18 protein-coding genes are annotated in these 17,546 nt (G+C 67.5%); 10 read left to right on the top strand and 8 right to left on the bottom strand.

The genetic code is table 11. The annotated features are described in order from the left end of the window. Position 1 precedes the first annotated feature (1 nt). From BBH56_RS00090 to BBH56_RS00080, 3 genes are all read right to left on the bottom strand, one after another. Entirely contained in the window at positions 2-1,120 is a 1,119-nt protein-coding gene (locus BBH56_RS00090) for a branched-chain amino acid ABC transporter substrate-binding protein (RefSeq protein WP_148121532.1), read from the bottom strand. 69 nt (positions 1,121-1,189) lie between these two features. Beyond that, positions 1,190-2,296 carry a cis-3-hydroxy-L-proline dehydratase gene (locus tag BBH56_RS00085; protein WP_148121531.1) on the bottom strand — a complete coding sequence of 369 codons (1,107 nt, stop codon included), beginning with the start codon at positions 2,294-2,296 and terminating at the stop codon, positions 1,190-1,192. A 10-nt stretch (positions 2,297-2,306) separates the two neighbouring features. Continuing rightward, positions 2,307-2,987 carry a GntR family transcriptional regulator gene (locus BBH56_RS00080; protein ID WP_069133866.1) on the bottom strand — a complete coding sequence of 227 codons (681 nt, stop codon included), beginning with the start codon at positions 2,985-2,987 and terminating at the stop codon, positions 2,307-2,309. Between the two features lie 92 nt (positions 2,988-3,079). Here BBH56_RS00080 and BBH56_RS00075 point away from each other — a divergent pair, with 92 nt between their 5' ends. From BBH56_RS00075 to BBH56_RS00055, 5 genes are read left to right on the top strand one after another with little or no spacing between them, the layout of a single operon-like run. Beyond that, the gene (locus BBH56_RS00075) at positions 3,080-3,976 is read left to right on the top strand and encodes a dihydrodipicolinate synthase family protein (RefSeq protein ID WP_148121530.1); all 897 of its coding nucleotides are present in this window, start codon (positions 3,080-3,082) and stop codon (positions 3,974-3,976) included. Positions 3,977-3,979: 3 nt separating this feature from the next. Continuing rightward, a complete protein-coding gene (locus BBH56_RS00070) occupies positions 3,980-4,981 on the top strand; it encodes a 4-hydroxyproline epimerase (RefSeq protein ID WP_148121529.1) in 1,002 nt (333 codons plus the stop codon). Between the two features lie 2 nt (positions 4,982-4,983). Further along, entirely contained in the window at positions 4,984-5,931 is a 948-nt protein-coding gene (locus BBH56_RS00065) for a delta(1)-pyrroline-2-carboxylate reductase family protein (RefSeq protein WP_148121528.1), read from the top strand. A gap of 6 nt (positions 5,932-5,937) precedes the next feature. Continuing rightward, positions 5,938-7,497, top strand: coding sequence for an aldehyde dehydrogenase (NADP(+)) (locus tag BBH56_RS00060; protein WP_148121527.1), 1,560 nt, complete (start codon positions 5,938-5,940; stop codon positions 7,495-7,497). Further along, a complete protein-coding gene (locus BBH56_RS00055) occupies positions 7,494-8,525 on the top strand; it encodes a proline racemase family protein (RefSeq protein ID WP_198515223.1) in 1,032 nt (343 codons plus the stop codon). Before BBH56_RS00060 ends, BBH56_RS00055 begins: the two co-directional genes overlap by 4 nt. Here BBH56_RS00055 and BBH56_RS00050 read toward each other — a convergent pair whose 3' ends face one another. The 4 genes from BBH56_RS00050 to modA form a co-directional block, all read right to left on the bottom strand. Next, entirely contained in the window at positions 8,526-8,708 is a 183-nt protein-coding gene (locus BBH56_RS00050) for a hypothetical protein (protein ID WP_069133861.1), read from the bottom strand. A gap of 90 nt (positions 8,709-8,798) precedes the next feature. Continuing rightward, a complete protein-coding gene (modC, locus tag BBH56_RS00045) occupies positions 8,799-9,878 on the bottom strand; it encodes a molybdenum ABC transporter ATP-binding protein (RefSeq protein ID WP_148121526.1) in 1,080 nt (359 codons plus the stop codon). Next, positions 9,875-10,546 (bottom strand): molybdate ABC transporter permease subunit, encoded by a 672-nt coding sequence (gene modB / locus BBH56_RS00040; protein ID WP_148121525.1) that lies wholly within the window; start codon positions 10,544-10,546, stop codon positions 9,875-9,877. The genes modC and modB overlap by 4 nt, the downstream gene beginning before the upstream one ends. Beyond that, on the bottom strand, positions 10,543-11,349 hold the full coding sequence (modA, locus tag BBH56_RS00035) for a molybdate ABC transporter substrate-binding protein (RefSeq protein ID WP_148121524.1): 807 nt from the start codon (positions 11,347-11,349) through the stop codon (positions 10,543-10,545). The genes modB and modA overlap by 4 nt, the downstream gene beginning before the upstream one ends. 54 nt (positions 11,350-11,403) lie before the next feature. Between modA and BBH56_RS00030 the strand changes: the two genes are divergently transcribed. From BBH56_RS00030 to BBH56_RS00020, 3 genes are read left to right on the top strand one after another with little or no spacing between them, the layout of a single operon-like run. Next, positions 11,404-12,888, top strand: coding sequence for an AsmA family protein (locus tag BBH56_RS00030; RefSeq protein WP_148121523.1), 1,485 nt, complete (start codon positions 11,404-11,406; stop codon positions 12,886-12,888). Beyond that, positions 12,888-13,952 (top strand): A/G-specific adenine glycosylase, encoded by a 1,065-nt coding sequence (gene mutY / locus BBH56_RS00025; RefSeq protein ID WP_148121522.1) that lies wholly within the window; start codon positions 12,888-12,890, stop codon positions 13,950-13,952. Before BBH56_RS00030 ends, mutY begins: the two co-directional genes overlap by 1 nt. Then, positions 13,942-14,214, top strand: coding sequence for an oxidative damage protection protein (locus BBH56_RS00020; RefSeq protein WP_110882341.1), 273 nt, complete (start codon positions 13,942-13,944; stop codon positions 14,212-14,214). Before mutY ends, BBH56_RS00020 begins: the two co-directional genes overlap by 11 nt. A gap of 37 nt (positions 14,215-14,251) precedes the next feature. Here the strand turns inward: BBH56_RS00020 and BBH56_RS00015 are convergent, their stop codons facing one another. Beyond that, a complete protein-coding gene (locus BBH56_RS00015) occupies positions 14,252-15,676 on the bottom strand; it encodes an NCS1 family nucleobase:cation symporter-1 (protein ID WP_148121521.1) in 1,425 nt (474 codons plus the stop codon). 157 nt (positions 15,677-15,833) lie between these two features. Between BBH56_RS00015 and BBH56_RS00010 the strand changes: the two genes are divergently transcribed. Together BBH56_RS00010 and puuE are read left to right on the top strand one after the other, a co-directional pair. After that, a complete protein-coding gene (locus BBH56_RS00010; protein WP_198515221.1) occupies positions 15,834-16,532 on the top strand; it encodes a GntR family transcriptional regulator in 699 nt (232 codons plus the stop codon). Then, positions 16,529-17,464: an allantoinase PuuE gene (puuE, locus tag BBH56_RS00005; protein ID WP_148121520.1), complete on the top strand. Its 936-nt coding sequence runs from the start codon at positions 16,529-16,531 to the stop codon at positions 17,462-17,464. Before BBH56_RS00010 ends, puuE begins: the two co-directional genes overlap by 4 nt. The last annotated feature ends 82 nt before the right edge of the window (positions 17,465-17,546 follow it).

Raw genomic sequence — 17,546 nt, 5'->3', positions numbered from 1 at the left:
GTTAGTTTTCGAAGAACGTCCAGGCGCCGTCTTCGCCCTCGAGGATGATGAAGTTGCTGCGGGCCAGCGTGTTCTCGTCGGTGAAGCGGATCGGGCCGGTCAGCCACGACTGCCCGTCCGTCGACTCGAGCACGTCGATCACGGCCGCCGAATCGGTCGTCCCGGCGGTCTCCATGGCCCAGGCGAGCAGCTTGAGGCCGTCGTAGTTGAGCGGGGCGTAGGGACCCGGGCTCTGGCCGTACTCGGCCTCGTAGTCGTCGATGAAGTCCGCCGCGGCGGGCAGGAACTCGGCGGTGGGGTTGGAAAAGGCGAACACGCCCTCGGCCGCGCCACCGGCGATCTCGAAGAGCTGCGGCGAGTTGGAGCCATCACCCACGGCGATCATGCCGCGGAAACCGCCCTGACGGAGCTGGCGGATCATCAGGCCGCCATCGGCGTAGTAGGCCGTCCAGAACACCGCCTCGGCACCGCTCGAGCGCACGTTGCTGACCACGGCCGAAAAGTCCTGCTCGCCCTTGTTGACCGTCTCGCGGGTGACCACCTCGTGGCCCATCGCCTCCCAGCGCTCAACGGTCAGGTCGGCCAGGTCCTGCGAGTACGAATCGCCCTGATCGATCACGGCCAGGCGCTCAATGCCCTGTGACTCGAAGAACTCGGCCGCCTTTTTCGACTGATCCGCCCCGGTGGAGTTGATCATGAAGGCATTGCCGGGGTTGGCGGGGATGAGCTGGGTGGAGTTCGACGCGGTGATCACGAACGGCAGGCCCTCGTCGCCGTAGGTCTTGAGGGTCGGCATCGTGGCGCCCGAGCAATACCCCCCGACGATGCCCAGGACATCGCGCGAGACCAGGTTGCCGGCGGCGTTGACGGACTGCTGGGGATCGCAGGCCGAGTCGCCGTTGATCAACTCGATCTGCCGGCCCAGCAGGCCGCCGTCGGCGTTGATCTCTTCGGCCGCCAGTTCAGCGGCGTTGTACATGTCCTGACCGTAGGTCGCCTCGGAGCCCGTGGTGGGCACCTGCACGCCGATGACAATGGCATCGTCCTGGGCCTGCGCGGCCCCGCCCAGACCCACGCCCAGGGCGACGGTCGTGGCGATTGCGGTGATTGTGATTTTCATCGGATGAGCCTCCAAAAATTGTATACAGTCTACGGTTTAGACGATCGTGACCCTTCGCGCAAGCATTACCTACGCTGCGGTGCGCCATATCGGGGCACCGAGCACCGAGTAATCCAGGCTCACGCCCAACCCGGGGGCAGTGGATGCGGCCATCTCGCCCCCGCGACGCTGCGGGGCCCCCAGGGCGAACGCCCGGGTGACGTAGCTGTTGAAATCGGTGACGGAAAAGCGCGCCGCCTCGGGCGTCGAATGGGCCAGATGGGCAATGGCCGCGGTGGCCACATCGCCGCCCCAGGTGTCCTCCAGGGTCATCACGATCCCCGATTCCATACACACATCGCGCATCCGATGGGCCCGGGTGAGTCCTCCCACCTTGGCAATCTTGATGTTGACCGCGTCCATTGCTCCATCGTTGATCGCTTGCAATAACCACGCCATCCCGTCCACCGACTCATCCAGCACGAACGGCCGGGCCGTCGCCCGCCGCACCTGCAGACAGCTGCGATAGTCGGCGCAGGGCTGCTCGATGGCGACATCGAGATCGGCCACCGCCGCGGCCACACGCAGCGCGGCGTACTGGCTCCAGCCGGTGTTGGCATCGGCCACCAGTGTGTCCCCCCGGCGCATGACCGCCGCGCAGGCGTGAATGCGGTCGATGTCGGTATCCGGATCGCCGCCCACCTTGAGCTGGAAGCGGCGATAGCCCTGGGCCTGGTACTCGCGGCAGCGCTCGGCCATCTGCTCGGGGCTTTGCTGGGAAATGGCGCGATAGAGGCTGATGGTCTCGCCATATCGGCCCCCCAGAAGGTGGCAGACCGGCTGACCGGTGGCCTTGCCCAACAGGTCCCAGCAGGCCATGTCGATGGGCGATTTGACGTAGGGATGCCCGCGCAGGGCGGCATCCAGATGATGGCTGATCTGCATCGGGCGGGTCGGGTCCATGCCCAGCAGCCCGGGGGCCAGCTGCTGCAACCCGGCGCGGGCGCCGGCGGCGTAGGCCGGCAGATAGGCCGGGCCCAGCGGGCAGACCTCGCCAACGCCGGTCAGGCCGGCATCGGTCTCGATCTCCACCACGGTGCTGTCGAACACGTCGACGCTGTTGCCGCCGGACCAGGCATAGCGGCCTTCGTGCAGCGGCAGATCGACCTGGTAGACATTGATCGCGGTTATCTTCATCGCACTCCCCTCAGTCATTGGCCCGGCGCACCGACAGGAAGTCGAGCAGATCGTCGCGCGCGGCGAGGATGTGCTCGTTCAGCAGGCGGCTGGCCTCGGCGTTATCGCGCTCCTCGCAGAGGGTGACCAGGCGGTCGTGCTCTTCGCGGGCACGGGCATTGTTGTGATCCGAGAGATTGAGCTGCAGACGCAGGTAACGGTCGGCATTGCGGTGCAGCTTGCGCAGGATGTCGAGGCTGCGGTGACGGCCCGCCGGCGCGCAGAGCGTGGCATGCAGGCGCCAGTTGAAGTGGCCCCACTGGCGCTCGGCCGAAGGCGCGGCCAGGTTCTCGTCGAACTGGGCGAGCACCTGACGGGCTTCGGCGATGACCTCGGAGGTGATGTGCGGCAGGGCGCGCTGGAGCAGGTCCACCTCGATCAGGGCGCGCAGATCAAAGATCTCGCGGATCTCCTCAAGCGACAGTACGCTGACCGCGTAGCCCTTATGGGCGGTCTGTGTGACCAGCCCCTCGCCTTCAAGCTGCAGAAGCGCCTCGCGCAGCGGGATCCGGCTGACCCCGAATTCGGCGGCAAGGGTGTCCTGGCGCAGGGGGGCTCCCTCGGGAAACTCCAGGGTGAGGATGCGCTCGCGCATCTCGCTGACCAGCATCCCGGCCACTGTCTGCCGGCCGCTACTACTCTGCAGATTCATTGTCGTTGACCATCCCTATCCCGAAGGATAACTTTATACAATATACAATGGCCGACCGAAAGGCGGTCATCACCCACAGGAGGAGCAGACCCATGATTCCCGATTGGCGCGGCATCTACCCAGCAGTCACCACGCAGTTCCATCCCGATCACAGCCTCGATGTCGCGGCGACGGAACAGGTCGTCGACAACCTCATCCGCGATGGTGTGCATGGCCTGGTCATGCTGGGCACCTGTGGCGAGAACACCTCGCTGTCCGACGAGGAAAAACGCGAGGTCATCCGCGCGGCCTGCCGGGTCAGTGCCGGCCGGGTGCCGGTGATCTGCGGCGTGGCCGAGTTCACCACCGAGGCGGCCTGCCGCTATGCGCGCGATGTTGAGGCCATTGGCGCCGATGGCATCATGATCCTGCCGGCGATGGTGTACAAGGCGGACCGGGGCGAAATCGTCCACCACATCAGCACGGTCGCCAATGCCTGTTCGCTGCCGGCGATGATCTACAACAACCCGGCCTCGTACGGCATCGACATCGACCCGGAAACCCTCGTCGAGCTGTCCCGGACACCGGGCATCGTCGCCGTCAAGGAGTCCTCCGAAGACCCGCGCCGGATCAACGACCTCATCAACCGGGCGCCGGATGCGCTGGCGATCATGGCGGGCGTGGACGATGTCGCGCTGGAGTGCATGGTGGTGGGCGCGATTGGCTGGGTATCCGGCTTCGCCAACGTCTATCCGCGCGAAAGCGTGGCGATCTACGACCATCTTCAGGCCGGGCGGATCGAGCCGGCGGTGCACCTGTACCGCTGGATGATGGACTCGCTGCATATGGACACCGACCCCAAGCTGGTGCAGATGATCAAGCTCGCCGAGCAGATCGCCGGTCGCGGCAGCGAGACCGTGCGCCTGCCCCGCCTGCCCCTGGTCGGCGATGAGCGCGCTCGGGTGACGGCGGTCATCGAGCAGGCCCTGGCGACACGGCCGTCCGTCTGAGCCATGGCACGGCATACGTTTTTCTGCATTGACGGCCACACCTGCGGCAACCCGGTGCGGGTGGTGGCCGGCGGCGGGCCGCGGCTGCGCGGCGACAGCCTGAGCGGGTACCGCCAGGACTTTCTGGCCCACTACGACTGGATCCGCCAGGGGCTGATGTTCGAGCCCCGCGGCCACGACATGATGTCGGGCTCGATCCTCTACGCCCCCACGCGGCCCGACTGTGACCTGGGGGTGCTGTTCATCGAGACCTCGGGCTGCCTGCCGATGTGCGGGCACGGCACCATCGGCACCGTCACCACCGCCATTGAGGAAGGACTGGTCACGCCGACCCAGGCCGGACGGCTGGCGCTGGAAACGCCCGCTGGCAAGGTCGAGGTCAGCTACGAGCAGCCGGGGCGGTTCGTCGAATCGGTGAGCCTGCGCAATGTGCCGGCCTGGCTTGAAGCGCATGATGTCGAAGTGGATGTCCCCGACCTGGGGCGGCTGCGTTGCGACATCGCCTATGGTGGCAACTTCTACGCCATCTTCGATCCCCAGCCGGGCTTTGAGGGCCTGGATCAGCTGAGCGTGGACGATATCCTGCGCCTGTCACCGCAGGTACGCCGGCGCCTCAACGCCCTGATTGATCCGGTCCATCCGGACGACGCGACGATCCGCGGGGTCTCGCACGTGATGTGGACCGGGCCGGCACGCGATCCGGCGGCCGATGCCCGCAACGCGGTGTTCTATGGCGACCGGGCCATCGATCGCTCGCCCTGCGGCACGGGCACCTCGGCGCGCATGGCGCAGCTCCACGGCCGCGAGCGCCTGGCGGTGGGCCAGCGGTTTGTCCATGAAAGCGTGATCGGCAGCCTGTTCACCGGCGAGGTTCTGGGCACTGAGATCATCGGCCCGCATACCGGCATCCGCCCGCAGATCACTGGCTGGGCCCGGGTCACCGGCTACAACACGATCTTCATTGATGATCGCGACCCCTTCGCCCTCGGCTTTTCGGTGAACTGACCATGCGCACACTCGACCGCCAGCAGACCCTCGAGCGACTCGACTATCCGGCCCTTGCCGACGCCTGCGCCCGGGTGCTGGCGAGCGCCCGGGCCGGACACACCGAGTGCCCCGCCCGCGGCGCCATGGGGCTTGCCGAGGGGGGTACGCTGCTGCTCATGCCTGCCACCGATGGCCGCCTCGCAATCACCAAACTGGTCACGGTCCACCCGCACAACAGCCGCCATGGCCGCCCGACCATACAGGGCGAGATGGTGGTCCTGGACGCCGCCACCGGCGAGCGTCAGCTGCTGGTGGACGGGGGCGCCGTCTCGGCCCGGCGGACGGCGGCGGTGTCGCTGCTCGCCGCCCGGCAACTGGCACCCCGCACCGATACCCCGATGCTGGTCTATGGGGCCGGCACCCAGGCCCGCACCCACCTCGAGGCGTTCCGTGATGGCCTGGGTCTGCGCGAGGCCTATCTGTACTCGCGCACCCGCTCCCGCGCCGAGGCCCTCGCCGCCGAGATGAACCAGGCCGGCATGCGCGTCAGCGTGATCGATGATCCGGCCACGGTTCTGGATACGGTCCGCGTCATCGTGACGGCCACCACTTCGACACGACCGATCCTGCCCACCGCGCTGCCCGCCGACACCTTTGTGGCCGCAGTGGGCGCGTTCCGTGCCCATATGGCGGAAGTGCCGCCGGCGCTGCTGGCCCATGGCCGGGTGGTCATCGACACGGCCGAAGGCGCCCGCGAAGAGGCGGGCGACCTCATCCAGGCCCATGAATCAGGGCATTTCGACTGGCGGCAGGCCACTTCCCTCGAGGCCGTGGTGCTGGACCAGGCCCAGCCGGTGGGCGGCGGCCCGATCATTTTCAAAAGCGTTGGTCAGTCTCTCTGGGACCTCGCCGCCGGCCAGGTCCTCGCAGAGTCTCTGGACCGACACCACACTTCATCGACGCAGTAGGGCTTTATGACGATCACAGCCGATCAATTCATTGCCGGGACCCGGACCGCGGCCGGCCGCAACCCGTTCAACGCCCGCGACGCCGCCAGTGGCGAACCGCTGGCCCCGGCCTTTGCCGAGGCCACGCCGCAGGAGGTCGACCGGGCATGCCGGGCGGCGGCCGATGCCGCCGATGCACTGGCAGCCGCCGAGCTCGAACAGCGCGCAGCGCTGCTGGAATCCATTGCCAGCGGGCTCGATGACCGGGCCGATGCCTTTGTCGAGCGCGCCGGCGCCGAGACCGGACTGCCCGAGGCACGCATTCGCGGCGAGCTGGCCCGCACCACCGGACAGCTGCGGCTGTTTGCCGGCGTCGTCCGCGAGGGGGCGTTTCTGGGCGTTCGCATCGAGCACGGCGATTTCGATCTGCGCCAGCGCAATATCCCCCTGGGGCCAGTGGCCGTATTCGGGGCCAGCAACTTCCCACTGGCCTTTTCGGTGTGTGGCGGTGATACCGCCTCGGCGCTGGCGGCCGGATGCCCGGTGGTGGTCAAGGCCCATCCGGCGCACCCTGGCACGTCAGCCCTCGCCGCCGAGGCGGTGGAAGCGGCGGTCGCCGAGCACCGGCTACCCGGCGGCGTGTTCTCGATGCTGCAGGGCGCCGAACATGCCCTGGGCGCCGCACTGGTGCAGCATCCCGCCATCCAGGCGGTGGGCTTTACCGGCTCGCAGCGCGGCGGCCTCGCCCTGCAGCGCCTCGCCGCCGAGCGCCACCGGCCGATCCCGGTGTATGCCGAAATGGGCAGCGTCAACCCGCTGTTCATCCTCCCCGAAGCCCTCGCCCAGCGCGGCGGCGATATCGCCTCGGGCCTCGCCGGTTCAGTGGCCATGGGCTGCGGGCAGTTCTGCACCAAACCCGGCGTCGTGTTTCTGCGCCATGACGCGGGGTTCGAGGCGTTCCGCGACCAGCTCGCCGGCGCCATCGCCGCCATTCCACCGGCGGTCATGCTGCATGAGGGGATCCTGTCGGCCTATGAATCGGGCTGCGCGCGGCTCGATGCCGCCGACGGGGTGAGCCGGCTGGCAACGGGCGAAGCGGCCGATGGACGCGCCCGGGCCATGGCATTCATCACTGACCTCGAGCACCTGCGCCAACAGCCGGAACTGGCCGACGAGGTGTTCGGCCCGGCGGTGCTGATTGTGGTGGTGGACGCCGCCACGCCCTTCACCACGGTGGCCGCTGATCTCGACGGCCAGCTGACCGCCGGTATCCACGCCAGCGATGCCGAACTGAGCGGGCATGCCGCGCTCATCCACCAGCTCGAACAGCGCGCCGGGCGGGTGCTGTTCAACGGCTTTCCCACCGGCGTACAGGTCGGCGAGGCCATGGTCCATGGCGGGCCCTATCCCGCCACCACCGACAGCCGCAGCACCTCGGTGGGCACCCGGGCCATGGAGCGCTTCCTGCGCCCGGTGGCGGTGCAGGACATGCCCGCGGCGGCTCTGCCACCGGCGCTGCAGGAGGACAACCCGCTGGGCCTGCCGCGGCGGGTGGACGGCATCGAGCAGCCCGGGACGCGGCAGTGACGCCGACCGCTCACCATTACCGCTACACCGATCTGCATGCGGCCGGTGAGCCGGTGCGCATCGTCACCGACGGGGCCCCGCCGCTTGCCGGTGACACCCTGCTCGAGAAACGCCGCGACGCCATGACCCGGCACGACCGGGTGCGCCGGCACCTGATGCTCGAACCCCGCGGCCACGCCGACATGTACGGCGTCTGGCCGGCCGCGGCCGATCACCCGGACTGTGCACTGGCGGTGCTGTTCATGCACAACGAGGGCTACAGCACCATGTGCGGCCACGCCACCGTCGCCCTGGGGCGCTGGGTGATCGACACCGGCCTTGTCACGCCGACGCCCCCGGTCACGCACTTCAACCTGCAGTGCCCCTGCGGCCCCGTGGCCGTGCGCGTGGAAACACCGGCCGACGGCCCCATCGGGGCGGTCAGCTTTGACAGCGTGCCGGTCTTTGCTGGTCCGCTGGCGCAGACCCTGACACTGCCCGGCCATGGCGCGGTCAGCGTCGATATCGCCTACGGCGGTGCTTACTACGCGGTCGTTCGGGCGCGTCGACTGGGCCTTGATCTGGCCGACAGCCCGACGGAGTCCCTGGTGCAGGCGGGTCGCGGGATCATCCAGGCGGGACGCGCGCAGCTGACGATCCGCCATCCCGATGCCGCCGATCTGGGCTTTCTGTATGGCTGCATCATCACCGACGGGCGACTGCCCGGCGAGTCGCCGGCGTCACGCAACCTGTGCATCTTTGGTGGCGGCCAGGTCGATCGCAGTGCCACTGGATCCGGGATTGCCGCGCGGCTGGCGCTTGGCCATCGCCAGGGGCTGATCGGTCCGGGTCAGGCCTGGGATGTGGCGGGGCTGAGCGGCGTCGCCTTCCGTGGCGTGATCCGCGAGGTGGATGCCGATGGGCATCTGATCGTGACAGTCACCGGGACCGGGCATTACAGCGGCAGCGGCCGGTTCGAGGTGGAGGCCGACGACCCCCTGCCCGATGGCTTCGAGGTGCCGGCGCGGCTTGCCGACCCTGGCGGCTAGTCAGGCCGGCTTGAGGATGACCTGGTCGGTGCCCGTGCTGGCCAGCCGGTAGGGCACGGCGCTGCAGGCAAAGCGGCGGATGATGCGTTGCGCCTGGGCGTGGGCCTCGCGCGAGGGGCCACTGATGACGATGTCACAGCCGCGGTATTCAACGTGACAACTCTGCTGCGCGACGCCTGCCATGAAACCATCTCCGCGTATTTTGGTGCACTGCAAAGGCGCGGAGTCTGACGCTGGGGCGGGCGGGAGTAAAGGCTCTGTCATTCGCCTTTATCAATGATTGACGCCAAGCACTTCGGGTCGGATCAATGCATGCAGACGCCGGCCCGGCTCAAGCCGCAGGGCAGCCACTGACTGGCGGGTGACATGCGTCCACAACGCCGCGCGATGGCCCACCGCCAGGCGCACGCGCACCACGCCGTCGCGCTCGTTCTCGAGGGCCTCGACCCGCACCGGCAGGCTGTTGAGCATGCTGGTGGCCATGGGCGGCTCGAGGCTCAGCACCACGTCGCGGGCGCTGACCCGCAGCATCACCGGCGCGCCCGAGCCGGGGTTGATACCGCTCACCCGAAGCCGCCCGGCGTCGGTGGCCAGTGTGGTCAAGCCCCAGTCGTTGTCCCGGGCCACCACCCGGCCCGGCCAGACCACGGCCGGCTCGGTGAGCCCCAGGATGGGCCAGTAGTCCGGCGCCGAAAACAGATCGCTCACCGGCGCCTGGGTGATCAGCCGCCCGGCCTGCATGAGGATCATGCGATCCGCCAGCGAGAGCACCTCGTGGCAGGCGTGGGTGACCACCAGCAGCTGCACGCCGAAACGCTCGGGAATGGCCCGCAGCAGCGGCATGATCTCGCGCTGGCGCGCGGCGTCCAGCCCGCTCAGGGGTTCATCGAGCAACAGCAGCCGCGGCCCGGCGAGCAGCGCCCGACCCAGCGCCACGCGTTGCGACTCGCCGCCGGAGAGCGCCGCGGGACTCTGATCAAGCAACGCGCGCAGGCCAAGACCCTCAATCACCTCGGCACGGCCAGGGCCGTCGCCCCGCCGTCGGCGTTCGGCAAAGTCCAGGTTTCCGCGCGCGCTCAGATGCGGGAACAGCCGGGTGTCCTGGAACACCAGCCCAACGGCACGGCGATGCGGCGGCAGGCGCACCTCCCGGCCCTGCCAGGGCTGATCGCCATGCCGGATCCGGCCCCGGCACGCCGGCTCGAGCCCCGCCAGGCAGCGCAGCAGGCTGGTCTTGCCACAGCCCGATGGACCGAACAGCGCGGTAATCCCCGACTCGATCCGGTCCGCCGCCCGCAGCTGGAAGCCCGGGCGCTCGAGCGTCACGTCAAAATCCAGCGGCCGCGCCGTCACAGCCCCACCCCCGTGCGCCGCCGGCCGTTGAGCGTGTAGATGATGAGCAGCGCCACGAACGAGAACACCAGCAGCCCGGCGGACAGGGCATGGGCGGCCGCGTAGTCGAGGGTCTCGACATTTTCGTAGATCGCGATGGCGACGGTGCGCGTCTCGCCCGGCAGGCTGCCGCCAACCATCAGGATCGCCCCGAACTCCCCGAGTGTGTGGGCGAAGCCGAGCACGATGGCGGTGACAAAACCCCGCCCCGCCAGCGGACAGGCCACCGTCACGAACGCATCCAGCCGGCCCGCGCCCAGCATCGCCGCGGTCTCCAGCGGCCGCGGGCCGATCCCGCGGAAGGCATCGCGCAGTGGCTGGACGACAAACGGCAGCGAATAGAGCACCGAGGTGATCACCAGACCGGTAAAGCTGAAGGTAAGGGTCTGACCGGTCACTGCCAGCCACGGCCCTCCGACCGGTCCCTGCGGGGCGAGCAGGATCAGCATGTAGAAGCCAAGCACCGTGGGGGGCAGCACCAGCGGCAGGGCCACCACCGCATCCACCGCCACCCGCCAGCGGCTGCGCCCCGTGGCGAGCCACCAGGCCAGCGGAGTGCCCAACACCAGCAACACCACGACGGTCACCGCGGCAAGCTGGAGGCTGATCCACACCGGCGTGAGGTTCATCGCGACCCACCCGCCGGGCGATAGCCGAACGACGCCAGCACGTCGGCCGCCGCCGGCCCGCGCAGAAACGCGAGGAAAGCCCGGGCCTGATCGGCGGATGCCGTCCCGGACAGAATGACCGCGTCCTGGCGGATCGGAGCATACAGCTGCGCTTCCACCGGCTGGTGGTCGCCGGCCGGACCCTCATCGAGGCGGGTGTAGGACGCCGCGACCAGCGCATGGCTGACATTGCCGGTCGCCAGATACTGCAGGGCCTGGCCGACGTTCTGCCCCTGAACGATCCGCTCACTCAGCACCGACCACTGTCCGCTTGCCTGCAGCGCCTCACGGGCGGCCCGACCGTAGGGGGCAAGGGCCGGATTGGCGATGGCGAGCCGTGTCACTGACGAGCGCTGCAGCCCGGCCAGGCCATTGACGGGCAGCTCGACACCGGGCCGGGCCCAGAGCACCAGCCGGCCACGGGCATAAGTCATGCGCGAGTCGGCAAGCGCCGCGCCCTCGGCCACCAGCCGTTGCGGCCGGGCCTGATCCGCGGCCAGAAAGACATCATAGGGCGCACCCTGTGTGATCTGGGCGTAAAGCTGGCCGGTGGCGCCGGCACTGATCTGCAGCGCGGGGCCACCCTGCCGGTGGTAGACGTCGGCCAGGGCCTCGAGCGGTGCCAGAAAGTTCGAGGCCACCGCCACTTTCAGCGGTGCGGCCCATGCCGGCGCGACCAGCCCCAGCAACAGCCCGGCGAGCAGCCACTTGAGCAGCGCGGAGCCACGCCCCGCGCCGGGCGCCAATGCGGCCTGATCGCTCATGTTTCCCTTTCGGCGTTATGATCCCAGTCGTCATCCTAACAAGAGAGCCATCGCATGAGGGTGCTGTTCATCCTGCTCGGCGGTATCGCCACACTGATTGTGGCGGGCATTGCCGCGCTGTTCCTGCTGTTCGATCCGAACGACTACCGCGACTCGCTGACCGCCGCGGTCGAGGATCAGCTGGGGCGCTCGTTCGTCATCGAAGACGAAATCGGCTGGAGCCTGTTCCCGCGGCTCAGCCTTGATCTGGGTGGCATTCGGCTGGGCAGCGGGGACGGGTTTGACGACACCCCGCTACTCAGCGCCGAAGGCGTCAGTGCTGGCATGGCCGTCATGCCGCTGCTATCGGGCCAGATCCAGCTGGAGACCCTGACCATCGATCAGCCCACCGTCCGGCTCATTCGCAATGGCTCCGGACAGGCCAACTGGCAGATCGGCACCGCCCGTGACGGCGCCGGCAAGGGCGGCGATGCGGGTGGTGCCACCGGCGGCCTGCCGGACTGGCTGGTCGGCCTGAGCCTGGGAGGAATCGATCTGTCCGGCGGGCGGCTGCTCTACACAGACGAGACCACCGGCGAGCGCCTCCGCGCCGATCCGGTCACCCTGGACCTGGGAGCCATTGCGCTGGGTGAGACCGCTCCCATCACCTTTGAAGCCGCCATCGAGCGGGGCGACGAACAGTGGCAGACGCGCATTGACGGCGATCTGATCATCCGCCGCGATCACACCCTGTCACTGCGCGACACCACGGTCAGCGCCAACGATCTGACACTGACCGCGCTGAACGCCGATGTCGTCCAGACCGGCGAGGGCTGGCGTATCCATCCGCTGGGCGCGGATTTCTACGAGGGCGCGTACACCGGTGACATCCGCCTGGCTAGCCAGCAAAGCCGTCTGCCGGTCACATTTGACGAGGGGCTCAACGGCGTCGCCATGGGGCCGCTGCTCGAGGCGCTCACCGGCATCGACCGCCTGACCGGCACCGCCGGGATCAACGCCGACGGCGAAATGGCCCTGTCGAGCGGGGCCGCGCCGCTGTCCACGCTCAACGCCCGTGGCGATTTCAGCATCCGCGACGGCGCGGTGAAGGGGGTCAACATCGCCCGCCTGATCCGCGAGGCGCTGGCCCGCCTTCAGGGTGAGACACCGCCCGCCGCCGATGCCAACCCGAGCACCGATTTCACCAGCCTGACCGCCAGTGTGGTCGTGCGCGATGGCGTGGCCCGCAGCGATGACATCGCCATGGACTCGCCGGTGCTGCGGCTGCGCGGTGAGGGTCAGACCGACCTGGCCGCGCAGCGCCTGGACCTGTCGCTGGATGTCAGCGTGGTGGGCAGTCTCGAGGGACAGGGGGGTGAGCCGCCGGAGTCGCTGCGGGGCGTGTCGATCCCGCTGCAGATCGAGGGCAGCTGGAGTGATCCGTCCATCCGGCTGAACATCGCCCGCGTGCTGCAGGAAAGCCAGGGCACGCAGATCCGCGAGCGGGTCGAGGAAGAGGTCGACAGACTGCGCGACCGGCTGGAGGGGCTGCTCAACTGATGGCCGTGGCGCAGCCTCCGACCCGGGACGGATTTGCCCCGGCGGTACTCGAGTGGTTTGACCGCGCGGGCCGCCATGATCTGCCCTGGCAGCATCCGGCGACGCCCTACCGGGTGTGGATCTCGGAGGTGATGCTGCAGCAGACCCAGGTCACCACCGTCATCGCCTACTTCGAACGCTTCATGGCCCGGTTTCCCGACGTCGAGACGCTGGCGGCGGCAAGCCTGGACGAAGTACTCAGGTATTGGGCGGGACTGGGGTACTACGCCCGCGCCCGCAACCTGCATCGCTGCGCGCAACGGCTGGTGGACGAATATGCCGGCGTCTTCCCCGACGACCCAGCCGCGGTGGCCGACCTGCCCGGGATCGGTCGCTCCACCGCCGCCGCCATCCTGTCGCTGTCCCGGGGCACGCCTGCGGCGATCCTGGATGGCAACGTCAAGCGGGTCCTGGCGCGCTACTTCGCGGTGCCCGGCTGGCCGGGCCGAAGCGCCGTGGCCCGCGAACTGTGGGCATACAGCGAGGCGGTGACGCCCACCCAGCGGACCGGCGACTTCAACCAGGCCATGATGGATCTGGGCGCCACGCTCTGCACCCGCCAGCCCCAGTGCCCGCGCTGTCCGCTGCAGTCGGGCTGCCAGGCGTTCGCCCAGGGCAATCCAGGCGCCTATCCCGGCCGCCGGCCGAAGCGGGAGAAACCGCTGCGAACCACCACCATGATCATCATTGACGGGCCCGAAGGGATTCTGCTCGAGCGCCGGCCGCCCACGGGAATCTGGGCCGGCCTCTGGTCACTGCCCGAGGCAACGGCGCCGACCGAGGACTGGGCCCGGACTGAGCGCGGGCTGGAGATCGAGCTGATGGACGATACACTGCCGCCGCTGCGCCACGAGTTCACCCACTACAGCCTGACGATCCAGCCGGTTCGCGCCCGGTTACTGAGCGATCATGGCATCGAGGATGCCGACCGGCTCTGGTATAAACCGCATACCGACAACCCACCCGGGCTGCCGGCCCCGGTGCAACGCCTGATTCACCAACAGGAGCTCGATCATGAGCGATGATACCGTCCACTGCATCAAACTCGGCCGTGAGGGCCAGAAGATGAAACGCCAGCCCTACCCCGGTGAACTGGGCGAGCGGATCATGGCGAACGTCAGCCAGGAAGGCTGGAAGATGTGGCTGGGCCACCAGACGATGCTGATCAACGAGTATCGACTCTCGCCGATGGACCCGAAGGCACGCACATTTCTTGAGCAGGAGATGGAGAAGTTCTTCTTTGGCGAGGGCTCGGCGCCGCCGCCGGATTTTCAGCCCGAGGACTGACCCGGGACGGCGGTGCCGCCCCGGGCCGCCGTCAACCTCAGCGCTTGACGATCACGTAGTAGATCGTGGCGCCGAGCAGCGCGCCGATCACCCACGAAAACCCGGACAGGCTCTCGAGCGCCGGCACCCAGACCGTGCAGATCGAGAAGATCCCGGCGATGGCGAAGGCCATCATCGCGCGGCGATTCCAGCCATTGTCGTAGTAGTACTGCCCTGTCTCGTCGCTCGAGAACAGTGCATTCAGATCAATGCTCTGCGACTTCACCAGGTAGTAGTCGGCGATCATGATGCCGTAGACCGGGGCCAGGATGGCTCCGAGGGTGTTCACGAAACCGAAGATGCCGATCTGCGAAATCGTCGAGACCCACAGCGCACCGATGATGAAGCCGCATACCGAGGTGATGGCGCCACCGACCCGGAAATCGATCTTTGACGGGGCCAGGTTCGCCAGGTCATAGGCCGGCGGAATGAAGTTGGCCACCAGATTGATGCCCACGGTGGCGGCGAAGAACATGAGCGCCGCGATGATCGTGAGCGGCAGCGAATCGACCCGCTCGACCATCTCGGTGGGATTGGTGACGGTCTCGCCGAATACCACCGCCGTACCGGCGGTGACGATCAACGCAATGAGCGAGAAGAACGCGATGTTCAGTGGCAGGCCGAAGAAGTTGCCCTTTTTCATCTGCCGCTCGCTGGCGACGAAACGCGAGAAGTCGCCATAGTTGATCACGACGGCGGCGAAGTAGGCGATCATCGTGCCCACAACGGCGAAGAACGCCGCCACGGAGCTGCCCTCGTAGTCGCCCATGCCCTGGAAGATCGTGCCCAGCTGCGGGAGCAGATCGGAACCCGCCTCAAGCCAGATCAGCCCGGCCAGAATCAGCATGACGATGTAGACGAATGGCCCGGCAAAGTTCAGGAAACGACTGATCCAGTCGATCCCCCGCCAGAACAGCACCACCTGAAAACCCCAGACGATGATGAAGGCGACCCAGGACAGGGTGTTCATGCCCAGCAGCATCCCGCCGCTGTCCGCCGAGCCGCCAAACAGCGAGAACAGCAGCATCGCGACCGCCGTCGAGGCAAAATAGGTCTGGGCGCCGTACCAGAAGATCGCCACGATGCCGCGCACCATCGCTGGAAAATTGGCGCCGCGGACGCCCATGCTGACCCGGGCCATCACCGGAAAGGGGATGCCATGCTCAACGCTGGGCCGACCCATGAGGTTGACCAGCCACATGACGAAAAAACCGGCGACCAGGATCGCCAGAAACACACTCCAGCCGTTGAGCCCGTAGCTGATGAACAGCGATGCGGCCAGGGTGTAGCCGAACAACGACTGTACGTCGTTCGCCCAGACGTTGAAGATCTCGAAGGCGCCCCATTTTCGGGCAGACTTTGGAATCGGCGCCAGATCCTCGTTATAGAGCGACGGATCGTGGTTTTCGAGGCGGTCAGTCATCACGGGACTCCCTGCGTTTGCACCTGCATGGTGCATTTTTGTTTAAAATCAGACGGTTAACAGGACACGAGCCTGCAATCATTGCGCATACGGATTTCGTATGCAATCCGTCGGTCTGTTGGATACGATGTTGTGTACAAAATTGGAGGCGAGAGAGTTGAGCGAGCAACGGGACAGAACAAGCGACGAAGCGATCTATCAGGCCGTGCGCACGGCGATCGTCGACCACCGGCTGAGGCCCGGCGATCGGCTGCCGGAGGACACCCTGGGGCAGACCTTCGGGGTCAGCCGGACCAGCATCCGCAAGGTCCTGCAGCGACTGTCCATCGATCGGCTGGTGGTGCAGCGGCCGCGCCGCGGCGCGGAGGTCAACCGACCTACCGCCAGGCAGGCGGCGGATGTGTTCGCCAACCGGCGCCTGCTGGAGTGCGGCAGCATCCCTGCGGTGGTCAGGCATTTCACGCCCGAGCATCACCGTGACCTGCATGCGCTTGTCCAGCGTGAGCAGGCCGCCCGACGCGCCGGCGATCGCAGCGCGGCCATCAAGCACTCGGCGGATTTTCATACCCAGCTGATGGCAGTCACCGACAACGAACTGACCCGCGCCTTCGTCGAGCAGCTGAGCTCTCTGTCCTCATTGATCATCGCGGTCTATGGCACGCATCAAAGCATTGGCTGCGACTGTGGCGAGCATGACGAACTGCTGCGGCTGCTCGAAGCCGGCGCGGTGGAGCAGGCCGAGCGCTGGATGGATCACCACCTGCGCGAGATCGAGGCGAGCCTCGAGTTTGCCGAGGCGCCGCGCGAGGCCCCCGACTTTTCCACCCTTTTCGACGACTCGGAAATCGCTTCATGACCCATCCCAACCCGCGCGACCTGATTGGTTACGGCCGCCATCGTCCTGATCCACAATGGCCCGGTGGTGCCCGGGTTGCCGTGCAGTTCGTGCTCAACTTCGAAGAAGGCGGCGAACGCTGCGTCCTCGAGGGAGACGCCCATGCCGAGACGTTTCTCTCGGAGATCATCAACGCGCCGGCCGTCGCCGATCGCCACATGAGCATGGAATCGATCTATGAATACGGCAGTCGGGTGGGCGTCTGGCGGGTGCTCCGCGAGTTTCAGCGGCGCGGCCTGCCACTGACCGTCTTCGGCGTCGCCCGGGCCCTGCAGCTCAACCCCGAGGTGACCGCAGCGCTGCGCGAGGCGGACCACGAAATCGCCTGCCATGGCTATCGCTGGCTCGACTATCAGGGGATCGATGAGGCCACTGAACGCCAACACATGCAGACCGCCATCGAGATCTTCCGGGCGCTGACGGGACACCCGCCCGAAGGCTGGTACACGGGCCGGGACAGCCCCCGGACCCGGCGCCTGGTGGTCGATCAGGGGAATTTCCTGTACGACTCGGATTACTATGGCGACGAGCTGCCTTTTTGGATGCCGGTCGAGGACACCCATGGCGAGCCCCACCACCAGCTGGTGGTACCTTACACGCTGGATTGCAACGACATGCGCTTCGCCACCCCGCAGGGTTTTAACAGTGGCGATCAGTTTTTTGCCTATCTGCGCGACAGCTTTGATGTCCTCTACGCGGAAGGCGCGGACCAACCGGGCATGATGTCGGTGGGACTCCATCCACGGTTGATCGGGCGTCCGGGGCGGTTCCGCGCCCTGCAGCGGTTTCTCGACCATCTCGAAAGCCACGCGGATGTCTGGGTGACGCGCCGCATCGACATCGCCCGGCACTGGCAGCAGCTCCATCCCGCTCCCGGGGTCACCCGCGCATGACCATCACCCTGACCGCCGAACCCCTCACCGCGAAGCGCTTCGCGGTGAGGGGTTCGGCGGTCAGGGTGATGGTCATGCGCGG

The organism is Spiribacter roseus (genome assembly GCF_002813635.1).
GTDB classification, from domain to species: domain Bacteria; phylum Pseudomonadota; class Gammaproteobacteria; order Nitrococcales; family Nitrococcaceae; genus Spiribacter; species Spiribacter roseus.
Note: the sequence above shows the minus strand (reverse complement) of the source record. Positions and strands in the feature narration are given on the sequence as shown.